The 21,921-nt window shown below is 64.0% G+C and carries 16 protein-coding genes; 10 read left to right on the forward strand and 6 right to left on the reverse strand.

Annotated elements, in window-relative coordinates; genetic code table 11:
* Nucleotides 1–69: 69 nt before the first annotated feature.
* From CK215_RS09945 to CK215_RS09955, 3 genes are read left to right on the forward strand one after another with little or no spacing between them, the layout of a single operon-like run.
* Nucleotides 70–1,617, forward strand: a complete 1,548-nt coding sequence (locus tag CK215_RS09945) for a sugar ABC transporter ATP-binding protein (RefSeq protein ID WP_095778839.1) — start codon at nucleotides 70–72, stop codon at nucleotides 1,615–1,617.
* A complete protein-coding gene (locus tag CK215_RS09950) occupies nucleotides 1,614–2,600 on the forward strand; it encodes an ABC transporter permease (RefSeq protein WP_095778774.1) in 987 nt (328 codons plus the stop codon). The genes CK215_RS09945 and CK215_RS09950 overlap by 4 nt, the downstream gene beginning before the upstream one ends.
* The gene (locus CK215_RS09955; protein ID WP_095830811.1) at nucleotides 2,597–3,583 is read left to right on the forward strand and encodes an ABC transporter permease; all 987 of its coding nucleotides are present in this window, start codon (nucleotides 2,597–2,599) and stop codon (nucleotides 3,581–3,583) included. Before CK215_RS09950 ends, CK215_RS09955 begins: the two co-directional genes overlap by 4 nt.
* 26 nt (nucleotides 3,584–3,609) lie before the next feature.
* Here the strand turns inward: CK215_RS09955 and CK215_RS09960 are convergent, their stop codons facing one another.
* Nucleotides 3,610–5,667, reverse strand: coding sequence for a response regulator (locus tag CK215_RS09960; RefSeq protein ID WP_095830812.1), 2,058 nt, complete (start codon nucleotides 5,665–5,667; stop codon nucleotides 3,610–3,612).
* A gap of 23 nt (nucleotides 5,668–5,690) precedes the next feature.
* Nucleotides 5,691–11,177 (reverse strand): HAMP domain-containing protein, encoded by a 5,487-nt coding sequence (locus CK215_RS09965; RefSeq protein ID WP_348628587.1) that lies wholly within the window; start codon nucleotides 11,175–11,177, stop codon nucleotides 5,691–5,693.
* Here CK215_RS09965 and CK215_RS32395 point away from each other — a divergent pair, their 5' ends adjacent.
* Nucleotides 11,178–11,396 carry a hypothetical protein gene (locus tag CK215_RS32395; RefSeq protein WP_348628588.1) on the forward strand — a complete coding sequence of 73 codons (219 nt, stop codon included), beginning with the start codon at nucleotides 11,178–11,180 and terminating at the stop codon, nucleotides 11,394–11,396.
* 158 nt (nucleotides 11,397–11,554) lie between these two features.
* On the opposite strand, the gene CK215_RS09970 is transcribed toward CK215_RS32395, so the two are convergent.
* Nucleotides 11,555–13,054 carry an ATP-binding protein gene (locus CK215_RS09970; RefSeq protein WP_095830814.1) on the reverse strand — a complete coding sequence of 500 codons (1,500 nt, stop codon included), beginning with the start codon at nucleotides 13,052–13,054 and terminating at the stop codon, nucleotides 11,555–11,557.
* Between the two features lie 208 nt (nucleotides 13,055–13,262).
* Here CK215_RS09970 and CK215_RS09975 point away from each other — a divergent pair, with 208 nt between their 5' ends.
* Nucleotides 13,263–13,517, forward strand: coding sequence for a hypothetical protein (locus CK215_RS09975; RefSeq protein ID WP_095783502.1), 255 nt, complete (start codon nucleotides 13,263–13,265; stop codon nucleotides 13,515–13,517).
* 96 nt (nucleotides 13,518–13,613) lie between these two features.
* Here CK215_RS09975 and CK215_RS09980 read toward each other — a convergent pair whose 3' ends face one another.
* A complete protein-coding gene (locus tag CK215_RS09980) occupies nucleotides 13,614–14,099 on the reverse strand; it encodes a hypothetical protein (RefSeq protein ID WP_095826768.1) in 486 nt (161 codons plus the stop codon).
* Nucleotides 14,100–14,298: 199 nt separating this feature from the next.
* Here CK215_RS09980 and CK215_RS09985 point away from each other — a divergent pair, with 199 nt between their 5' ends.
* Both CK215_RS09985 and CK215_RS09990 read left to right on the forward strand, forming a co-directional pair.
* Nucleotides 14,299–14,664, forward strand: a complete 366-nt coding sequence (locus CK215_RS09985; RefSeq protein WP_095778768.1) for a RidA family protein — start codon at nucleotides 14,299–14,301, stop codon at nucleotides 14,662–14,664.
* Between the two features lie 29 nt (nucleotides 14,665–14,693).
* A complete protein-coding gene (locus tag CK215_RS09990) occupies nucleotides 14,694–15,917 on the forward strand; it encodes an amidohydrolase/deacetylase family metallohydrolase (RefSeq protein WP_095830815.1) in 1,224 nt (407 codons plus the stop codon).
* Nucleotides 15,918–15,922: 5 nt separating this feature from the next.
* Here the strand turns inward: CK215_RS09990 and CK215_RS09995 are convergent, their stop codons facing one another.
* Together CK215_RS09995 and CK215_RS10000 are read right to left on the reverse strand one after the other, a co-directional pair.
* Nucleotides 15,923–17,713 carry an NAD(P)/FAD-dependent oxidoreductase gene (locus CK215_RS09995; RefSeq protein ID WP_067003960.1) on the reverse strand — a complete coding sequence of 597 codons (1,791 nt, stop codon included), beginning with the start codon at nucleotides 17,711–17,713 and terminating at the stop codon, nucleotides 15,923–15,925.
* Between the two features lie 52 nt (nucleotides 17,714–17,765).
* On the reverse strand, nucleotides 17,766–18,713 hold the full coding sequence (locus tag CK215_RS10000) for a MurR/RpiR family transcriptional regulator (RefSeq protein WP_095783505.1): 948 nt from the start codon (nucleotides 18,711–18,713) through the stop codon (nucleotides 17,766–17,768).
* 270 nt (nucleotides 18,714–18,983) lie between these two features.
* Between CK215_RS10000 and CK215_RS10005 the strand changes: the two genes are divergently transcribed.
* The 3 genes from CK215_RS10005 (at nucleotide 18,984) to CK215_RS10015 (ending at nucleotide 21,919) form a co-directional block, all read left to right on the forward strand.
* Nucleotides 18,984–19,817: an ABC transporter ATP-binding protein gene (locus tag CK215_RS10005; protein WP_067003964.1), complete on the forward strand. Its 834-nt coding sequence runs from the start codon at nucleotides 18,984–18,986 to the stop codon at nucleotides 19,815–19,817.
* Nucleotides 19,814–20,662, forward strand: coding sequence for an ABC transporter permease (locus CK215_RS10010; RefSeq protein WP_067318822.1), 849 nt, complete (start codon nucleotides 19,814–19,816; stop codon nucleotides 20,660–20,662). Before CK215_RS10005 ends, CK215_RS10010 begins: the two co-directional genes overlap by 4 nt.
* Before the next feature lie 84 nt (nucleotides 20,663–20,746).
* On the forward strand, nucleotides 20,747–21,919 hold the full coding sequence (locus CK215_RS10015) for an ABC transporter substrate-binding protein (RefSeq protein WP_067003968.1): 1,173 nt from the start codon (nucleotides 20,747–20,749) through the stop codon (nucleotides 21,917–21,919).
* Nucleotides 21,920–21,921: the final 2 nt, after the last annotated feature.

Consider the following 21,921-nt stretch of genomic DNA (forward strand, 5'->3'; position numbering starts at 1 on the left):
GGGACGGCAGGTGCGAACCTGCCGTCCTCGGTGCTTGATGCGAGAACGCTGGTTTTGACGACGAACGAATTGCCGAACAATACATTGCTGGACGCCACCGGCGTGGCGAAGAATTACGGCGCGGTGTCGGCGCTGCGTGACGCATCATTATCGGTGCTGCCGGGCGAAGTGCATGCGCTGATGGGCGCCAACGGCGCCGGCAAGTCGACCCTTGTTAAGATCCTGACCGGTGCGATCCCGGCGGATGCCGGCCGCATCCTGATCCGCGGCGAAGCTCGCGATGTCCGCTCTCCGGCCGCCGCGCGTCGCGCCGGCCTGCTGCCGGTCTACCAGGAACCGGCGCTGATCCCTGACCTCGATGTGCTTTCCAATCTCAGGCTCACTGGCACGCCGGTCGAGCCGTTCCGCGCCTGGGTGCGCGAGCTCGGCATTCCGAACCTCGACATACGCGAGACCGCGCGCGACATTCCGCTGGCCGTCCTGCGTGTGCTCGACCTGGCGCGCGCGCTCGCCGCTGAGCCCGACGTTCTGCTGCTAGACGAGATGACGGCCGCACTGCCCGCCAACCTTGCCGAAAAAGTGCTGGAAGTCGTTCGCCGCCAGGGCGACAGCGGCCGCTCGGTCATCTTCATCTCGCACCGTTTCGTCGAGATCTCGGCGCTGTGCGACCGCGCCACGGTGCTGCGCGACGGCGCAACCGTCGGCGTCGTCGACATCGAGCCCGGCGTCGAGGAAAGGATCGTCGAGATGATGCTTGGCGCCCGTATCGAGAAGACCAGCGTCGCCGCGGCGCGCACGGCAAGCGAAGCGCCGGTCGTGAAGGACAGCCACCCTCGGCTTTCGGTCCGCAACCTGCAGCTCGGCACGAAGCTGCATGACGTCTCTTTCGATCTCGCCAATGGCGAGGTGGCCGGCGTCGTCGCGCTCGAGGGCCAGGGCCAGGACGAGCTCTTCGCCGCCCTTGCCGGCTCGATCCGCCCGGCCGGCGGCACGATCGCCGTCGATGGCGCGCCGGTGAAGTTCTTCCATCCAAGCGATGCCATCCAGGCCGGCCTCGCCTACGTGCCGGGTGACCGCACAGAGGCTTTAGCCATGCAACGTTCGGTGCGCGAGAACATCGCGCTGCCTTTCAGCGCTGCGCTGCGCAAATGGGGACCGATCAAGGTGCGCCGGGAGCATATGGTGGTTTCAAGCGCCATCGCCCGGCTGCAGATCGACACCCGCGCGCAGGGCGAGGTCCAGCGCCTTTCCGGCGGCAACCAGCAGAAGGTGACGATTGCCCGCTGGATCGCGGCAGATGCCCGCACCATCCTCTGCTTCGACCCGACGCGCGGCATCGATGTCGGCACCAAGCAGGAAATCTACAAATTGCTGCGCGAGCTCGCCGGCCTCGGCAAATCGGTCCTCTTCTACACATCCGAGCTGGAGGAAGTGCAGCGTGTCTGCGACCGCGTCATCGTCATCTTCGGCGGCCGTGTCGTCGACACCTTCCCGGTCGAGCTCGCCGACGAGCCGGCTCTGATGCGGGCCGCCTACGGCCTGCCGCGCGGCGCCAGGGCGGATGTCGGCATCCTTGCCGATGTCAGGCCAACGTCCGACGCGGAGACCGCGCCATGATGCGCTTCCTGCGCCGCCAGGGCTGGGTCGCCGGCCTGCTCGCCCTGCTCGTATTCCTGTTCGTCGTCACCAAGCTGATCCAGCCGGGCTACGGCAGCGGCGACTTCGGCTCGCTGGCGCGGGCGGTTCTGCCCTACGCCTTCGCCGTCGCGGCGCAGACTGTGGTGGTCATCGCCGGCGGCATCGACTTGTCAGTGGCCGCCATGATGGCGCTGACCAGCGTCACCGCCGCCTCGATGATGAACGGCGCCAGCGAGGAGTATGCGTACTTCGTCGTGCCCTTCGTGCTGGCCATGGGCCTTGTGCTCGGCGCGCTAAACGGCCTCCTAATCGTCGTGACCCGAGTGCCGGATATCGTGGTTACTTTGGCCACGCTATTCGTCCTGCAAGGCGCGGCCCTCCTGGTGCTTGACGCGCCCGGCGGCGCAGCCGCCGAGTGGCTGAAGGCCACCGTCGTCGGCACCATGCCGATCCCCGGCCTGCCGGATTGGGCCGATGCCTGGATCCCGAAGGCACTGGTGCTGCTGCTTGTCTGCCTCTTCGTCATCTGGATCCCGCTCAGGCGCTCGCGGCTTGGCCTCTCCATCTACGCCATCGGCAGCAACGAGCTCGCCGCCTTCCGCAGCGGCGTGCCGGTGGCCCGCACCAGGATCGTCGCTTACGCGCTCTCCGGCCTGTTCGCAGCACTTGGCGGGCTGTCGCTCACCATCAGCACCGGCATCGGCGCGCCGATCCCCGGTCCCTATCTGCTGGCCAGCGTCGCGGCGGTGGTGCTGGGCGGCGTCGCGCTCGGTGGCGGCAAGGGTGGGCTGCTCGGGCCGATCATCGCCGTCTTCGTGCTCAGGCTGGTGCGCACCGACCTGACGCTTCTGGCCATCGATCCCAACGTCACGGCCATCATCGAGGGCGCGATCATGGTCGCCGTGGTGATGTTCGGCGCCTTCATCACCATCCGGGGCCGCCCGGCAGGAGCAACACCATGACGAACAGCGCGACCATGCCCCAGCCGGTCTCGCTCGGCGGCCGCCTGAAGCGCTTCATGGCAGACCGGCCGCTCATCCCGCTGATCATCCTGCTCGTCATCCTGGTGCTGATCCTGCAGGTTCTTCGCCCCGGGATCGTCAATGAACGCTGGATCGCCAACACCGCCAAGTTCGCCATTCCGCTGGCAATCCTCGCCGGTTGTCAGACCATGACGATGCTCACCGGCGGCATCGACCTCTCGGTCGGCACGGTGGCGACGATGAGCGCCTTCATCATGGCGACGCAAATCGTCAACCAGGATCCGACGGTGGCTTTCATCCTCGCCATGCTGCCGGCGGTGCTGATCGGCCTCGTCAACGGCGTCGGCGTCGGCGTCTTCCGCGTCCATCCGCTGATCATGACGCTCGGCACCAGCCTGATCGGCACCGGCTTCCTGCAGGTCTACCAGCGCACCGTGATCGCCTCCGGCGCCAAGATTCCGGATTTCCTCAACTGGCTGGGCACCGGCCTCACTTACGGCTTCCCCAACGCGCTCTTCCTGTTCGTGCCGGTGGCGGTGCTGATCGTCTTCACCTTGAACCGTACAGGCTTCGGCCGCCTGCTCTACGCCGTCGGCGACAATGAGCGCGCTGCACGGCTTTCGGGCGTCCGCTACTGGCAGGTGATCACGGCGCTCTACGTCATCTCCAGCCTGCTCGCCGGCATCACCGGCCTGCTCTATATCGGCCTGATCAAGGCGCCCTCGCTGTCGCTCGCCGAGCCGCTGGTGCTGCCTTCGGTGGCTGCCGCCGTCATCGGCGGCACCTCGATCTTCGGCGGCCGCGGCGGCTATATGGGAACCATTGTCGGCGCGCTGATCCTGACCGTGCTGACGACGCTGCTCACCATCCTGCATATGCCCGAAGGCGGCCGCCGCATCCTCTTCGGCTTCATCGTGCTGTTCGTGACCGCGGCCTATTTGAGGATCATCGAGGACAGGTAACAGGCGAAGCTATGCCGAGGCGTTGATTAGACTAGCTTGCCACGCGCTGCGGCATGTATGGCCACAACAAGGTCCTTTTCGTCGAACGGCTTGCCGACAAGCGCGACATCGAGGGGGCGCTCCACGATTTTCTCCGCATCCGCATAGCCGGTGATCATGACCGCCGGCCAGCCGGCACGCAGATTGCGGGCAAACCGGATCACGTCTATGCCCGAGATAAGGGGCATGGCAAAGTCGGTGACGATCACGTCGAATCGATCCGGCTCTCTCTCAATGGCGGCAAGCGCTTCGGCTCCGCCGGAGGCCCCTACGACCTCGAAGCCGGACTGCCTGAGCGACATGGCCGTCATTTCTCTCAAGGAGTGGCTGTCATCGATGAGCAGAACGGTCAGTGATCGTTCGCCAACCGCCGTGGCGCGCTCCGCGTCGGCAGCCTCGACAGCCTCTGCGCCGGCAACAGCGATAGCCTCGGTGACATCCTGCGGCTGATTGGATCGGGGCAGCCACAGTTCTATGATGGTGCCGCGGTCCACCTCGCTCTCTATCCTGAGCGTGCCGCCCGACTGCTTGGCGAAACCATAGACGGTGCTGAGACCCAGCCCCGTGCCCTTCCCGATCGGCTTGGTTGTAAAGAACGGCTCGACCACCTTGCTTATCATGTCGCCGGCAATTCCGGTCCCGGTGTCCTCGACAGCGACCACCACATAGTCGCCGGCCGGCAGTTCGTCGCCCGCGTGGCCGACGCTGCGGTTGCTCGTCCGGACGAGAACCGTGCCTCCCGAAGGCATTGCGTCTCGCGCATTGAAGATGAGGTTCATCAAGGCGAGCTCGAGCTGCGCCGCATCCACATACACGGGCCATGTGTCGTCACTCACCAGCCACTTGAAGCGCACGAGGCCTCCAAGGACCGGGGCAACCAACCCGTTCATCGTATCCCCAAGGCTCGACAAGGGTACTGCCACGGGCTTCAGGTCCTGGCGTCGCGAAAAAGCGAGCATGCGCTGGACGAGATCCCTGCCTTGCCCGGCGGAGCGGCGTGTCATGTCGAGGATCTTGGTAGCGTTGCCGTCCAGCGTCAGCTGTCGCTCGAGCAGGCTTAGGCCGGAAAGGATCGCCGCGAGGAGATTGTTGAAGTCATGGGCGAGTCCGCCGGTCAGTTTGCCGATCGCATCGAGCCGCTGCGACTGCAGCAGCTGGCTCTCCAGGCGGCGTTGCTCTGTTATGTCTTGCATGGTGCCAAGCAACTCGAGCCCAGCGTCATCTTTGGAAACCACGCCCCGATCGAAGAAGATGCGATATTCATCATTGGCGCACCGCCAGCGAAATTCGCAGCCATAGGACCCCGTCTCGCATGCCGCCGAAAGCGACCTGGTTACCTCCTCGCGATCGTCGGGGTGAACCCGGCTGAGCCCGAAATCCGGATGCGACAGGAAACGGCTCGGCGGGAACCCTGTCAGCCGCTCGACGCCTTTCGAGACGTAGCGTGCGGCGAAAGGCGCCTCAGCCGAGCGGGCATGAAAACAAATTGGAAGCGAGGCAAGAATAGCCTCCTGCCTTGCTTCCGAATGGCGCAGCGCCCGCTCGGCATCGAGTTTGTCCGACTTGGCCTTCAGCGCCTGTTCGAGCAGCCGCTGCTCCCGCGCCGCGTTTCGCTCGATCTCGCGCGTCTTCTCATGAAGATCGACGAAGACCATAACCTTGGAGCGAAGCATCACCGGGTCGAACGGCTTGAACAGGTAGTCGACAGCGCCGACGTCATAGCCGCGCAGCATATGCGCCTCTTCCTTGCTGATCGCGGTAAGGAAGATGATCGGCGTGTTTTTCGATCGTTCACGCCGGCGGATCAGCGTGGCCGTCTCGTAGCCGTCGAGGTTCGGCATGAGCACGTCGAGCAGGATGACGGCGAAATCTTCCTTGAGCAGGAAGCGCAGCGCTTCCTCACCCGACTGGGCGCAGACGACCTCGCCGACTTCGCCAAGCACCTCCGCGATGGCAAGCAGATTGCGTTCGTCGTCATCGACCGCGAGAACGCGTGCCCGCAATCCTTCGACCGGTTCGCTTCTTTCTGCCTCGATCGCGGCCATTCCTTTTACCTGCCGGAGTGCTTTCAGATGGCGGTCATCAATGCCGGCGCGAAGGGCTCAGCCCGCGCTCGCGCGCGACCGATCCAAACCCGCAGCAACGCAAGCAGCAGATCGAGATCGACCGGTTTGGCGATGTAGTCGGATGCGCCGGCGTCCAGGCATTTCTGACGGTCGCCTTTCATCGCCTTGGCGGTAACCGCGATCAATGGGATGTGGGCTATCGCCGGCATTGCCCGAATCCGACGCATGGTCTCGTAGCCGTCCATTTCCGGCATCATGATGTCGATCAAGGCGACATCGACGTCGGGTGTTTCTTCGAGCAACGCGATGCCGTCCCGGCCCCGTTCGGCATGCTGCACATCAATGTCGTAAGTCTCCAGCACGCTGGTCAACGAGTAGATGTTGCGAATGTCGTCGTCGACGATCAGAACCTTGGCGCCGGCGAGATCGGCATTGTCGACCTGCTCGGTGGCCAAGATCTGTTCGCTCTGCGTGTCGCTTGGCAGTGCCGCCGAGATCAGGAGCCCGAGCTGGCCGAAGTTATCGGCACGTGGGACATCGCCCAGTGCCGGATGCAGCGCGACCTGCTGCAGAAACGCGTCCGGGTGCGGCGTGAAGAACAGCAGGCGCGGTAGAGCGTCGCTGAATTGAGACACGATTTCGTCGAGCATCTGGGCGTTGTCCTTGGCCGAACGCCCAAACCCGAAAACAATCGCGTCATAAGCGGCGGCGCCCGGCTCGTCCACGTTGGCGGCGACACGACCGACCGCGGTGACCGAGGTGATGCCATCTCGAATGGCTTCCACCAGGGCCAGGCGGCGCTCGGGGTCAGGATCGGCGATCAGCACGTTGCGCTGCACCCTCAGGTTCCGCGAATGGATTTCCCCGAAAACGCGGGCGAGCTCGCCGGCCGAAACCGGCTTGCTCGAAACGCTTGCAGCGCCCCTGCGCGTCAGCACTTCGAGATCTTCGGCGCCGGAGATGACATGGATCGGAATGCTCCTGGTCTTCTGGTCATGCCGCAGAAGGTCGAAAAGCACCCAGCCGTCGATGTCTGAAAGGCCGAGATCGAGCGTAATGGCATCGGGCATCAGCTTGCGGGTCAGCGCAAGCGTGCCGGAGCCGGCGGTTGAAAGCACCCCCTTCAGTCCGGCGGATCGAGCAAGACCGAGCAGCAGCCCTCCGAAAGTCGGGTCGTCCTCGACAATAAGCACCACCCTGTCCGAGGGATTGATCGAGTCACGATCGTCCGCAAGTTCTGGGGTACCCGAGCTGTCTGCTGGCTGGACGCCCGCCGCGATGACTTCGGCAGGCGAAAGCTCGATCGGCGCCGCCAGGCTGCTGCTGCGCGGGCCGTCGAAGGGGATGACCAGGGTGAAGGTCGATCCCTTGCCTGGCTCGCTTTCGACGCGCAGCTCACCGCCGAGCAGCCGGGCGATTTCCCGGCTTATGGAAAGGCCGAGGCCAGTGCCGCCATATTTGCGGCTGGTCGTGCCGTCGGCCTGCTGAAACGCCTCGAAGATGAGCTTTTGCTTGTTTTCCGGAATGCCGATCCCGGTATCGGTAACGGCGATCGCCAGTGCCCGGGGCGGCGCCGCACCGTTTTTGCGGCCGGTTCTCTCGGCATGGATGTTCAGCATCACCTCGCCGTTGGACGTGAATTTGAAGGCATTGGACAGCAGATTGAGCACGATCTGCTGCAGCCGCTTTTCGTCCGTGCGGATCGTGTCAGGCAGGGCTTGCTCAATCTTGATGGTGAAGCCGAGCCCCTTGTCAGCCGCAAGCTGTCTGAAAGTCCGCTCCATATGCTGGCGCAGGTGTGCGAGCGGCATGTCGTTGATTTCGATCGACACCGTGCCGGACTCGATCTTGGAAAGATCCAGTATGTCGTTGATGAGGCTGAGCAGGTCGGTACCTGCCGAGTTGATAGTACGCGCGAAATCGATCTGCTTGTCGTTCAGATTCCCCTGCTGGTTGGTCGCAAGCAGATTGGACAGGATCAACAGCGAATTCAGCGGCGTCCTCAGCTCATGACTCATGTTCGCCAGGAATTCGGATTTGTATTTGGAGGTCAGCGCCAGTTGCTCGGCCTTCTCCTCCAGAGCCCGCCTGGCCATCTCGATCTCGAGGTTCTTGTTTTCCACCTGCTTCTTTTCATTCTCGAGCAGTTGCGCCTTTTCCTGCAGCTCCTCATTGGTGGCGTGAAGCTCTTCCTGCTTCTTGGTGAGCTCGGTCTGACGCGACTGCAGTTCGGACGTCAAAAGCTGCGATTGCTTGAGAAGCCCTTCCGTGCGCATGGTCGCGGCGATCGTGTTGAGCACGATGCCGACCGATTCCATGAGCTGCTCCAGGAAAAGGCGGTGCGTATCGCTGAACCGGCTGAACGAAGCGAGTTCGATAACCGCCTTGACCTCGTCCTCGAACAATGCCGGCAGGACGATGGCGCTCGCCGGCGGGGCCTCGCCCAGGCCGGAGGTGATGCGCAGGAAGCTCGATGGGACGTCATCGAGCATGATTGCCCGTTTGTCGGCGGCGCACTGCCCGATCAGGCCTTCGCGGAAGTCGACCCGTTGGCGGACGGTGGCCTTGCCTTCGGCGGCGTAGGACGCGGCTAGTTCCAGATAGGATTCTTCCTCGTCCCGATTGGTGACGTAGAACAGGCCGTATTGCGCGTTCACCAGTGGCGCGAGCTCGGAAATGATCATCCGCGAAACCGTGGCAAGGTCCCGCTCGCCCTGCAGCATGCGCGAGAAACGGGCGAGATTGGTCTTCAGCCAATCCTGCTCGGCATTCTTCAAGGTCTGGTCCTTGAGGTTGCGGATCATCTCGTTGATGTTGTCCTTCAGCGCCGCGACCTCGCCGGAGGCCTGCACGCTGATCGAGCGGGTGAGGTCGCCCTTGGTCACCGCGGTCGACACTTCGGCGATGGCCCGGACCTGGGTCGTCAGGTTCGCCGCCAGCTGATTGACGTTGTCGGTCAGGTCGCGCCACAGGCCGGCGGCGCCCGGCACCCTGGCCTGGCCGCCGAGCTTGCCCTCGATGCCGACCTCGCGAGCCACGTTGGTCACCTGATCCGCGAAGGTCGCCAGCGTCTCGATCATGCCGTTGATCGTGTCCGCCAGCGAAGCGATCTCACCCTTGGCATCGACCGCAAGCTTGCGCTTCAGGTTGCCCTGGGCAACGGCGGTGACGACGTCTGCAATGCCGCGCACCTGGTTGGTCAGATTGGTCGCCATCAGATTGACGTTGTCGGTCAAGTCCTTCCAGGTGCCGGCCACACCCTCCACCCGAGCCTGACCGCCGAGCTTGCCTTCGGTGCCGACCTCGCGAGCCACGCGCGTCACCTCGCCGGCGAACGAGTTAAGCTGGTCGACCATGGTGTTGATGGTCGACTTCAGCTCCAGGATCTCGCCTTTGACATCGACGGTGATCTTCTTGGACAGGTCGCCTCGCGCCACCGCTGTGGTAACTTCGGCGATGTTGCGAACCTGACCGGTGAGGTTCTCGGCCATCGAGTTGACGTTGTCGGTCAGGTCCTTCCAGGTGCCGGCAACGCCGCGCACCTGTGCCTGACCGCCGAGCTTGCCTTCGGTGCCGACCTCGCGAGCCACGCGCGTCACTTCCGAGGCAAAGGAGTTCAATTGGTCCACCATCGTGTTGATGGTGTCCTTGAGCTCCAGGATTTCACCGCGCACATCGACCGTGATCTTTTTCGACAGATCGCCGAGTGCGACGGCGGTCGTCACCTCCGCAATGTTGCGCACTTGGCCCGTGAGATTGGCGGCCATGGCGTTGACGTTGTCGGTGAGGTCCTTCCAGGTGCCGGCAACGCCGCGTACCTGCGCCTGTCCGCCGAGCTTGCCGTCGGAACCCACTTCGCGGGCGACGCGCGTCACCTCCGAGGCGAAGGAGTTCAACTGGTCCACCATCGTATTGATGACGTCCTTGATCTGCAGGATTTCGCCCAAGGCGTCGACGGTGATCTTCTGGGTCAGGTCGCCGGTGGCGATTGCGGTCGCGACCTTGGAGACGTCGCGCAATTGCACGGTCAAATTGCCGGCCATCGCGTTGACATTGTCGGTCAGATCCTTCCAGGTGCCGCCGACGCCCTCGACATGCGCCTGACCTCCCAATTTGCCTTCCGAGCCCACTTCGCGCGCCACGCGGGTGACCTCCGACGCGAAGGAATTGAGCTGGTCCACCATGGTGTTGACGGTGTTCTTCAGTTCGAGGATTTCGCCCTTCACATCGACGGTGATCTTTTTCGAAAGGTCGCCCCTGGCAACGGCCGTGGTAACATCGGCGATATTGCGCACCTGCCCGGTCAGATTGGCGGCCATCAGGTTGACGTTGTCCGTCAGGTCCTTCCATGTGCCGCCGACTCCGCGGACTTCTGCTTGGCCGCCCAGCTTTCCCTCGGTGCCGACCTCGCGTGCCACGCGGGTGACTTCCGAGGCGAAGGAGTTCAGCTGGTCCACCATCGTGTTGATGGTGTTCTTCAGCTCCAGGATCTCGCCCTTCACATCGACGGTGATCTTCTTCGAGAGGTCACCCAGTGCCACCGCGGTAGTCACTTCGGCGATGTTGCGCACCTGACCGGTAAGATTCGCCGCCATGGAATTGACGTTGTCGGTCAGGTCCTTCCAGGTGCCGGCGACACCGCGCACCTGTGCTTGGCCGCCGAGCTTGCCTTCCGTGCCGACCTCGCGCGCCACGCGCGTCACCTCGCCGGCAAATGAGTTGAGCTGATCGACCATGGTGTTGATGGTCGATTTCAGTTCCAGAATTTCGCCTTTCACGTCGACGGTAATCTTCTTGGAGAGGTCGCCCAAAGCCACCGCCGTCGTCACATCGGCGATGTTGCGGACTTGGCCGGTCAGGTTGGCGGCCATCAGGTTGACGCTGTCGGTGAGGTCTTTCCAAGTACCGCCAACGCCCTCGACACGGGCTTGGCCTCCGAGTTTGCCCTCGGTGCCGACCTCACGCGCGACGCGGGTCACCTCCGAGGCAAAGGAGTTGAGCTGGTCCACCATCGTGTTGATGGTGTTCTTCAGTTCGAGGATCTCACCCTTCACGTCGACGGTGATCTTCTTCGACAAGTCGCCAGACGCGACAGCCGTGGTCACCTCCGCAATGTTGCGCACCTGGCTGGTCAGATTGGTCGCCATCGCGTTGACATTGTCGGTCAGGTCCTTCCACGTGCCCGCCGCCCCCCTGACGCGTGCCTGACCGCCCAGCTTGCCTTCGGTGCCGACCTCGCGCGCCACACGCGTCACCTCCGACGTGAAGGAGGCGAGCTGCTCAACCATGGTGTTGACGATTTTACCGATGCGCAGGAATTCGCCGCGAAGCGGCCTGCCGTCAATTTCCACCATCATGGATTGGGACAGATCGCCCTTGGCGACCGCGCCGATGACGCGGGCAACTTCCGCGGTGGGCTGCACCATGTCCTCGATCAGGTCGTTGACCGAACGGACGCTCGATTCCCAGCTGCCTTTGGCGTTCCTCACATGGCCGCGTTCGCCGATGCGGCCGTCCTTGCCGACGACCCTGCTCAGCCGCGCAAATTCTCGCGCCATCTGATCGTTCAACTCGACGATCTGATTGAATGTGTCGGCGATCTCGCCGTTCAACCCTTCATAAGAATTCTCGATGCGGACGGAGAAGTCACCGTTTCGAAAGGCTTTGAGGGCGTTGAGAATCTGACGGGAATCGAATTGTTCCTTTGACGAACGAGAAACGCCCACACTCCCCTCCGCGCCTGCCCCGACAGCTATATTAAGCCGAGGGCCAAAACGCATCGCGGCCTGTTTGGTTCCGTGCCTGTTTGAACAGGTGGTTAATCAGATGTGGCGAAGCTTGCCGTAGAGACACTCAGGCCGGATTCTTATGCAGCCGAACTGCCCGGCTCTTCTTCTCCGCCATTCGGATCCCCCGGGGCCGTTGCCCAGGCGAGCTCGACCAGTGTCACCGTGCGGCGGCCAACACCGTCGATCTGGCAGACGATCAGCCCCTGCTCCTCGATGTAATCGAGCAGCCGCCGGGCGCGACGCAGCGAATGCGAGCCATAAGCGCGGGCGATCGCCGCGTCGCTCGGGCAGGGCCAGCCTTCCTTCGCCGCCCTCGCGATCATCATGAACACGCCCTGCATGTCCTCCGGCAGAAGCGATGCGCGCACGGAGACGTCGCGCCACGCGTCGTCCTCGGCCATGTCCGAGCCGACGCCGGCGCGGGCGCGCGTCAGCATGCGTCGGAATTCCGAAAGGTCGGGCACCACCGAAGCGAGTCCTTCGATTCGGCAGCGGACCACGAACTCCTGATAGAGCACGCCGATGACGCGGAATCCGGCATCGGGCTCAGCCAGGATAGCGCGCAGGATACGGTCCATCCGCCCGCGCCGCTCGGCAAGGTCCTCGGCGCTCGGCTGCGGCTCGGCCGGCTCGGGGCGGATGTCGAGCGGCGCGGCCTTGGCCGCCATCAACTGATCGAGCAGGTCGGGCGAAGGCCGGCGCTGCGGCCGGACCGTCTCCGGCGGCGGTGCCGCGAGGATGATGGCGCGCGCATCTTCGAGCGTCGCTTCGGGCAGCGGCATCAGCCGCGGCGTGCCGTTGCGCGGGCTCGTCTCGGTCGATCCGATCCGGACGCTGAGCGGGCGGCGCGACAGCGCCGGACCGAGCGCCATGAAATGCCCGCGCTCGAGATCGCGGAAGGCTTCCGCCTGCCGCCGCTCCATGCCGAGCAGGTCGGCGGCGCGCGCCATGTCGATGTCCAGAAAGGTGCGGCCCATCAGGAAGTTGGAGGCCTCCGCCGCGACGTTCTTGGCGAGCTTCGCCAGCCGCTGCGTGGCGATGATGCCGGCGAGCCCGCGCTTGCGGCCGCGGCACATCAGATTGGTCATGGCGCCGAGCGAAAGCTTGCGCGCCTCATCCGAGACCTCGCCTGCAGCAGCGGGCGCGAAGAGCTGCGCCTCGTCCACCACCACCAACATCGGATACCAATGGTCGCGCGCGACCTCGAACAACCCGCCAAGGAAGGCTGCGGCGCGCCGCATTTGGTTCTCGGCATCGAGCCCTTCGAGGTTTAGCACTGTCGAGACGCGGTGGATGCGCGCTCGCTCGCCGGCCGCCTGCAGGCCGCGCTCGGTATGATCCTCGGCGTCGATCACCAGATGGCCGTAGCGCTCACCGAGCGAGACGAAGTCGCCTTCGGGATCGATGATGGTCTGCTGCACCCAGGGCGCGCTCTGCTCCAGCAGCCGGCGCAGCAGATGCGACTTGCCCGAGCCCGAATTGCCCTGCACCAGCAGGCGGGTCGCCAGCAGCTCTTCAAGGTCGAGGGCCGCCGGCGCGCCTGCCGACGTCTGCCCCATCTCGATCGCAACCGTCATATTCTCGACTCGGATAGTCTCCCTGCGCGGGAGGGACTTAGCAACCGACGCGCGGTGCGTCGAGCACGGGGCCAAGGGCTCGGCGCGATGTTCCACACTTAACGGCAGGCCATCGCCAGCTGAACTGGTCCGACCACCATTTCGCTGGCGCAATCTCCTGATCGGCGTATCATCCCTTGAGGGAGGGGTTCATGGCAGGAGGAGGCTAATGAACGTCGCTGCGGAGGTGCCCGTCGTAGACCTGACGGTGCAAGACATTGTTTCGTCTGCTCTTTCGAAATTTCGCGCCGGCGACACCGTTTCGACCCGGGCAATGCTCGACGCCATCCGCCAATCGGACCCCGCCTGCGGGGACAGCGACGACCATCTGGTCGAACTGATCGTCATGGCCGCTGTTGGTAAGACCATGGGCGTCGTCTTCGATCACCGCTCGCCCGACGAGCGGTTGCCGTGCCTGTCCTAAACCTCGTTGCGCTGAAAAGGATTAGGCGAGGCGCTGTAAATCTTTGTTTGGGGCATGTCGGTGTCCCAGAACGCGCGCACGTCCGGGCGACATGCATTAGCTTCCGAGCGGATGCGGCATATAACCGACGAAACCGGCGATCTTCCAGCGCCCGCCGACCTTGCGGCAGAAATAGAGCGTCTGCCATTTGAGGCGGTCGACGCCGCCATCCACCTTGGCGATCGAGCCGTCGAACTTCTTGTGCAGCACAGCACGATCGCCGTCGACGTCGATGTCGCGCAGGTTGGTGACGCGGAAAATCGCCTCGCGCAACGGCTCGGCGAATTCCGTCGCGGCTGTCTCCTTGGCCTGCCGCAGCCATTCGTCGCGATAGACTTCCAGCCTGGGAAACTGCAGCCGCCAGGCGTCGGCATTGGGCAGGAAATGCGCATGCATGCCGAAGAAGCTTTCGGCGATGAAGTCGTCCTCGACCAACGACCAGTCCTGGCCGAGGAAGGCGTCGATGTCGCGCCGCACCAGCATTTCCCACAACGCATGGCGATCGGCATCGCCTTCCGGAAACGGATTCTTGTCAAAGGTCATGTTGGTTCTTCCCCTTGCGTTCGATCAGCAACCCACCGGTCGCATCGCCGGTTCGGGGTGCAGGATGCTCACGATTTGTAATAAAGCAACATGAATTTCGGAAAAATGTTGCTTTCCGACATTGCCTCTTGGAGGATCACCTCTACAAGCGTAGACGGCTGCAAAGAACGGTCCTTACGCTCGACAACAGGAGATTCATTTGCCCAAGCAGTGCTTTGGAAAATCGCATGTCCCGCTCTCGCCTGCCGTCCGCGCCGGCGATTTCGTCTATGTCTCCGGCCAGGTGCCGGTGGGCAGCGACGGCCTGGTAGTCAAGGGCGGCATAACTGACCAAGCCGAGCAGGTGCTGCAAAACGTCAAGGCTGCGCTGGCGCTGGCCGGATGCACCATGGACGACGTGGTGAAGACCACCGTCTGGCTCGAGGACGCCCGCGATTTCGGCGCGTTCAATACGGTCTATGCCAGGCACTTCCCGAACGACCCGCCGGCGCGCACCACCGTCGAGTCGCGCCTGATGATCGACATCAAGATCGAGATCGAGGCCGTCGCCTACCGGCCGATCTGATCGGGGCCAGACAACAACGGAGGCGCGGAATGCAGTTCGACCTGTTGATCAAGGGTGGCCGTGTGATCGACCCGGCTTCCGGGTTGGATGCGCCGCGCGACATCGCCGTCGCCGATGGTCGAATCGCCGCGATCGAAGCGGCCATCGATAGCGAGACCGCCGGTGAGGTCGTCGACGCCAGCGGCTGCATCGTCACTCCGGGCCTCGTCGATCTGCACAGCCACGTCTACTGGGGCGGCACCTCGCTCGGCGTCGACGCTGACCGTCTCGCCGCCAAGAGCGGCACCACCACCTTCGTCGATGCCGGCAGCGCCGGCGCGGGCAATTTCCTGGGCTTTCGCCGCCATGTCATCGAGCGTTCGAAGGCCCGCATCCTTGCCTACGTCAACATCTCCTTCGCCGGCATATTCGGCTTCGCCGAGACCGTATCCGTCGGCGAATGCAGCGATCTCAGGCTCTGCGAGCCGCGCGAGACGGTGGCCGCGGTGCGCGAGCACGCCGCCGTCGTCGTCGGCGTAAAAGTCCGCTCCGGACGCCACGCTAGCGGCACCAGCGGCATCGCGCCGGTCGACCTCGCGCTCGAAGCCGCGGACCGAGCCGGCCTGCCGCTGATGGCGCATATCGACGAGCCGCCGCCCGGCCGCTCGGAAGTGCTGCCGAGGCTCCGCCGCGGCGACATCCTCACTCACTGCTTCCGGCCGTTCCCCAACGCGCCGGTCTTCGCTTCGGGCGCGGTGCGGCCGGATATGCGGCAGGCGCGCGAGCGCGGCGTCATCTTCGACATCGGCCACGGCATGGGCTCCTTCGACTTCGAGGTGGCGAAGGCGATGCTGGCGGAAGGGCTGGCGCCGGACGTCATCTCGAGCGATGTGCATCTCTACTGCGTCGACGGCCCTGCCTTCGATATTCTCGTCTGCATGTCGAAGCTCATGGCGCTCGGCATGCCGCTGGTCGAGGTCGTGCGCGCCGCAACGCAGCGCCCGGCCGAAGCGATCGCCAGGCCCGAGCTCGGGGCGCTCAAAGTCGGCGGCATCGGCGATGTCGCGGTGCTGAGGCTGCAGCCCGGCCGCTTCACCTTTGTCGACGCGGTCGGTGCGTCACTTATTGCGGACCAGCGGCTGGTCTCGAATGGCATCGTCATCGGCGGCAAATGGTGGCGGAACGAGACGCCCGACCACAATGAGACCGAGCGCTTCGAGGCCCATGCGCACCACACGCATGTCGAGGTTGCGGCCAGGCACTTCGGGCGCTGATTGGCTCACCGTCGCGAATTGCTCGGCTCGCCATAGACCGGCGTCGCAATCCCCTCCATCCGCGCCTTGAGCTGCAGCGCCACGAATTTCGAATAGAAGCGCGACAGCGCGAGATTGCCGCCGTGGAACCATAGCGCCTCCTGGGCCGTCGGCTTCCACATGTTGCGCAACTCGCCCTGCCACGGGCCGGGGTCGCCCTTGACGCCGGAGCCGAGGCCCCAGCACGGCCCGACCTTGTCGGCGACCTCCCGGGAAACGATCCCTGCCACGGTCTCGTTCATCGACTGGTAGCCGGTGCAGGAGACGATCGCGTCGACCGCCAGCTCGCTGCCGTCCTCAAACAGGATACCGGTCGGCGTCAGCGATTTGATGCCGACGCCGCTCTTCACCGCGATCTCGCCGTTCAGGATCAGCTCGCAGGCGCCGACGTCGATGTAGTAGCCGGAACCGGTGCGATAGGCTTTCATGAGCAGTCCGGTCTCGTCCTCGCCGAAGTCGATGGCAAAGCCGCTGTCGCTGAGGCGCTTGTAGAAATCCGCGTCGCGCTCGCGGATGACGTCGTAGAGCGCCCGCTGTCCCTGTGGGACCAGCGCGAAGGGCGTCGAAGCGACGATCATGTCGGCCTTGTCGGTGGTGATGCCCCGCGCCAGCGCCTTTTCCGAAAAGATCTCGAAGCCGACCTCCATCAGCGTGTCGGACTTCACCACCGTCGTCGGCGAGCGCTGCACCATCGTGACCTTGGCGCCGGCTTCCCAGAGGTCGACGCTGACATCGTGGCCGGAGCTCGCCGCGCCGATCACCGCGACGCGCTTGCCGCGGAATTTCTCGCCGGTCGAGTACTGGCTGGAATGCAAAAGCTCGCCCTTGAAGCTGTCCGCGCCAGGCAGATCGATCTGCCGTGGCGGCCCGTAGGCGCCGGTGGCGAAGACGATTTGCTTCGGCTTCAGCGTGATGCGCTCGCCGACGCGGTCGACCACCACCGTCCAGACCTTTTCGGCCTCGTCATAGGCCGCGCTGATGCATTTGGTGGCGACCCAGTAGCTCAGCTCCATGACGCGGGCGTACATTTCGAGCCAGTCGCCCATCTTGTCCTTGGGCGTGAACACGGGCCAGTTTTCCGGGAACGGAATGTAGGGCAGATGGTCGTACCAGACCGGGTCGTGCAGCACGAGCGAGCGGTAGCGGTTGCGCCAGGAATCGCCGGCGCGCGCGTTCTTCTCGACGATGAGGGTGGGAACGCCGAGCTGCCGCAGACGGGCGCCGAGCATGATGCCGCCCTGGCCGCCGCCGATCACCAGGCAATAGGGCTGCTCGTGCACGCCGAGCTCACGCGCCTCGCGCGCTCTTGCTTCCGCCCAGGTCTCGCGTTCGGGATCAGCCTTATGGCGGATGCCGAGCGGCCGGGCAGGCCCCTTCTGCTCCTCGAAACCCTTGAGCTCGCTCATCGCCGTGAACAGCGTCCGGCAGCGGCCATCCTTGAGCCGCAGGATGCCCTCGCCTCGCGCCACGGCCGTCTCGAAGCTGAACCAGGCCTCGATGACGCCGTCGGCGACGCTTGGCTCCCCGGACAGGCGCCAGTGCGACGGTTGCGTCGAGAAAAGCGTCGCCTTGAGCATCTCGCGGACCGCGGGTTGGCCCTCCATGGTCTTGATGTTCCATGTGAAGGCCAGCAGATCGCGCCAGTAGCAATCGTCCACGAAAAGGTTCGTCGCCGCCTCGATGTCACCCGCCTCGAGCGCGCGGCCGAATGTGCCGAGCCAGGTTGCCGCCTGTTGCGATGCTGCGATGTCGAGCATTGATGTTCGTTTCCCCTGAATTACGCAGATCATAGCCTCGTTGCGGCTTTCCTCAGTCGCCGAGCGGCTCCATCTCCTTCCCCGTCCGATGGATCTGGGCGTTATATTTGATGCGGCGCACCGTCTCGCGCGCGGGGCCGTCGAGCTTGTAGGCGGACGCGACCGCGAGCAGGTCGATGGCCGCAAGAAAAGCGTAGCGCGAAGCTGTCGGCTTCAGCGTGTCGGGATATTCGGGAACCGCCATCGTCAGTTGGACATCGCAGACGCGTGTCAGCTCCGTGTCCGGCGCGGTCACGCAGATCGCGTCGGCGCGATAGTGCTTGGCAAGCTCCACCGCCTCGGTCACCTCCCGGGTACGGCCGGTCGCCGATATCGCGATCACCACATCGCCCGGCTTCAGCGTCGAAGCCGTCATGCGCATCAGATACGGATCGCATTGCGCGCTGATGGTGATGCCATAGCGAAACAGGCGATACTGCGTCTCTTGCGCCAGCGCCGATGAGCTGCCGCCAAGTCCGAATACCGTCACTTGCCTTGCCTTGGCGATCAGCTCCGCCGCTTTCTGCAACTGCCCTGGATCGATCTGCCGTTCGGCCTCCTGCAGCGCGCGGCGCGCTTCGCCGAAGACGGCGTTCCAGAACGGCATGCCGCTGTCGCCGTTCGTGCGTTGCGGCTTGGTGCTAAGATAAAGCGCGCCGACGACGAGGCTCTGCGCCAGCTTCAGCTTGAAGTCGCGCACGCCGTCGCATCCGATGGCGCGGCAGAAACGGGTGACCGTCGGCTCGCTGACCTGGGCGCGCTGCGCCAGCGCGGCATTCGATGCGTCGACGGCATATTTGACATCGTCGAGCACGACGTCGGCGACGCGACGTTCCGCCGGCCGCAAGTCCGTGTAGCTGTCCTTCACCTGCGAAATGATGTCGGGGAAGCGCCTGACATGATCATGCCGGCCGTCATCCGCGTCGGAAATCCGCAGCGCCTGGCTGTCAGCTTCGGTCATTGGCCGTCCTTCTCTGCCGTTTCTGGACCACCATATTTGCGATTATCCGCCGGCTGACCATAGGCAATCAGCCGAAGTGAGTATGTAGGAAAGTAACACACACTGCAAGCCCGTCTAAACAAGGCGAAATCAGTCACTTAGATAAGCTTTGGTTGAATGTGATGGCGCCAGATCTTTGCCGCCGCTTGACAGTAAAGTAGGATAGTTACAGACTGATTTCGCGGACAGAGGTGGCTCCGGCAACCCAATCACGCAGTCTCCGAGGGGAGCATGAATACCGGCAGTGCAAGAACGCCGAAGCTCGGCGTGCAGGCAGCGAGCAAGGTTTATACCACGGCCTCCGGCGATCTTCTCGCCCTAGACCGCTGCAGCCTCGACGTGCACGCCAACGAGATCGTCTCCATCGTCGGCCCCTCCGGTTGCGGCAAGACCACGCTCTTGTGGTCGATGTCGGGCCTGCATCGTCTGACCAGCGGCGCGATACTGCTTGACGGCAAGGAGGTCACCGGCCCGCGTCCCGAGATCGGTATCGTCTTCCAGGAAGCGAACCTTCTGCCCTGGCGCAATCTCGACGCCAACATCAACTTCCCGTTCGAGATCAAGGGCGAGAAGCCCGATCGCGCCTGGATCGCGCATCTGCTTCATCGCGTCGGGCTCGACGGCTTCGGCGGCAAGTTCCCGCGCGAGCTTTCCGGCGGCATGCAGCAGCGCGCGGCGATCGTCCGCGCGCTGGCGCTGAAGCCTTCCGTGCTCTTGATGGATGAGCCCTTCGGTGCGTTGGACAGCTTCACCCGCGAGGAGATGAACCGCCTCGTCGAGGAGATTTGGCTGGATACCAAGACGACCATCGTTTTCATCACCCACAGCATCGAGGAAGCGATCTTCCTCTCCGACCGGGTCGTGGTGCTGACCGCGCGGCCGGGACGCGTCGCCAAGGTCTACGACGTGCCGTTCCCGCGCCCGCGCTCGCTGGAGATCATGGCCACCAAGGAGGTCTTCGACCTCACCAACCGCATCAAGATGGACATCGTCGGCGAGCGCCGGCCGAAGGCGCAGGAGCAGCTCGAACACAAGAGCGCTGAAATCGTGAGGATCAGACCGTGAGCGGGGGCGACGCCATTCCGGAATTCTCCAAAGCCAAGTCCGGTGACGGCCAGGATGTCAGCCTCACCAACCTCTCCGCCTTCGCCGGCGGCCCAGGCATCAAGTCCGGCGCCGAGGTGGCCGCGATTCTCGTCGTCGCGGTGGTGATCATCGGCGGCATCGAGCTGGCGCTGCGCATCTTCCACGTGCCGCAATACATCATGCCGCCGCCGAGTGCGATCGTTTACGCTTTATTCGACGAGTTCCCGCTGATCGCGCCGCATCTCGGCTACACGCTGGTCGAGCTCTTCTCCGGCTTTGCCATCGGCGCCGTCGTCGGGCTCGTGATGGCGGCGGTGATCACGCAGTTTCCCTTCGCCGAGAAGATCGTCGCGCCTTACATCTTGATCCTCGTCACCACGCCGATGCTGGCGCTGGTGCCGCTTCTCATCCTGCGCTTCGGCTTCGGCTATACGCCGCGCATTATCGCGGTAGCTTTAGCCGCCGGACCGATGGTGATGATCAATGCCGCGACCGGGTTCCGCCGCGTGGACAGCGCCAAGATCGCGCTCGCCCGCTCCTACGGCGCCAGTACCTTGCAGATCTTTTGGAAGATCCGCGCGCCGATGGCGCTGCCGATGATCCTGGTCGGGCTGATGATCGGCGCGATCTTCGGGCTTCTCACTGCGGTAGGCGCCGAGATGGTCGGCGGCGGCTTCGGCCTCGGCAACCGGCTTACCTCGTATTCGTCGATGATCCAGATGCCGCAATTCTTCGCGGTGGTGCTGATCCTGTCGACGCTCGGCATCCTGATCTACGTGCTCTTCTTCCTGATCGGCAAGAAATGGGCGAGTTGGGAGGCATGAGCGCGGACGGATGAGATCGCCCGGGAGACGGGCGAAGGCAAGGGCAAAGCGATCGATAAGGGCAATCAACAAAAGGGGAATGCCATGACTAACGAAAGCTTATTCAGTACAGCGACAAGAGCGGGCATCAGCCGCCGCTACTTCCTGCAAGTGACGGCCGCCGGCGTGGTGACCGCCACCGCGCTCGGCGCATCGGGTCTGAAAGCCAGGGCGGCGGCTTATGAAAAATTCACCTGGATCTCGCCGCGCGGCACGCTCGAAGTGCTGGACGACTATCCCTACTGGTCGGCCAAGAAGGCCGGCTATTTCGGCGACCTCGCCACCGACATGCAGCCGGGTCCGTCGGACGGCACCGCGACGGTCAAGTTCGTCGATGTCGGCCAGGCCGACATGGGCTTCCCCTCGCCAGGTGTCTTCTCCTTCGCCATCCAGAACGGCATGAAGCTGAAGTCGGTGTTCCACATGGGCGCGCGCGACACCTTCAGCATCGCTTTCCGCAAGGGCCAGGGCACCAAGAACCTGAAGGACCTCGAAGGCAAAACGATCCTTCTCGGCTCCGCCGCTTGGCAGGCGATCGTCGATCCGCTGCTTGCCGCGCAGGGTGTCGACATCAAGAAGGTGAAATATGTCGAGGCCGGGTGGCCGACCTGGGGCACCGCGCTCGCCGGCGGCCAAGGCGATGCCGCGCTCTCCTGGGAAGGTCTGCGCGCCGAATGGATCGCCAAGGACCTCGACTTCGAATATTGGCTCGGCGTCCAGAATTCCAAGCTTCCGGCCAACACCTTCGTCGTGCGCGCCGCCGATCTCGAGGATCCCGACAAGAAGGCCTTCCTCGAAAAATATCTGCGCGGCTGGGCGATGGGCCTCGAATTCGGCTACCAGAACCCGCGCGCGGCCGTCGAAGCCGTGTTCGAGCAATTCCCGACCTTGGCCAAGAACCTTGGCCCTGAGCTCGGCACCACCTCGATCCTGCAGCAGATCAACGTCTTCCGCGGTGACATGGACAAGCGCAGTGGCTGGGGCTCGCACGACATGGCGAGCTGGCAGGGCTTTTTCGACGAGATCCTGAAGATCGGCCAGATCACCGCGCCGGTGAAGGCCGAAGACGTCTGCACCAACGACCTGATTCCGACCGCCAACGACTTCGACAAGGCGAAGGTCAAGGCCGATGCCGACGGCGTGAAACTGTCGGAAGGCTTTGCCGCGCTCGACGTCGAGAAGATCAAGGCGCACCTGTTCGATTCCGCCGTCAAGTAAGG

It is taken from the genome of Mesorhizobium sp. WSM3864, from assembly GCF_002294955.1.
In the GTDB taxonomy this organism is placed as follows: domain Bacteria; phylum Pseudomonadota; class Alphaproteobacteria; order Rhizobiales; family Rhizobiaceae; genus Mesorhizobium.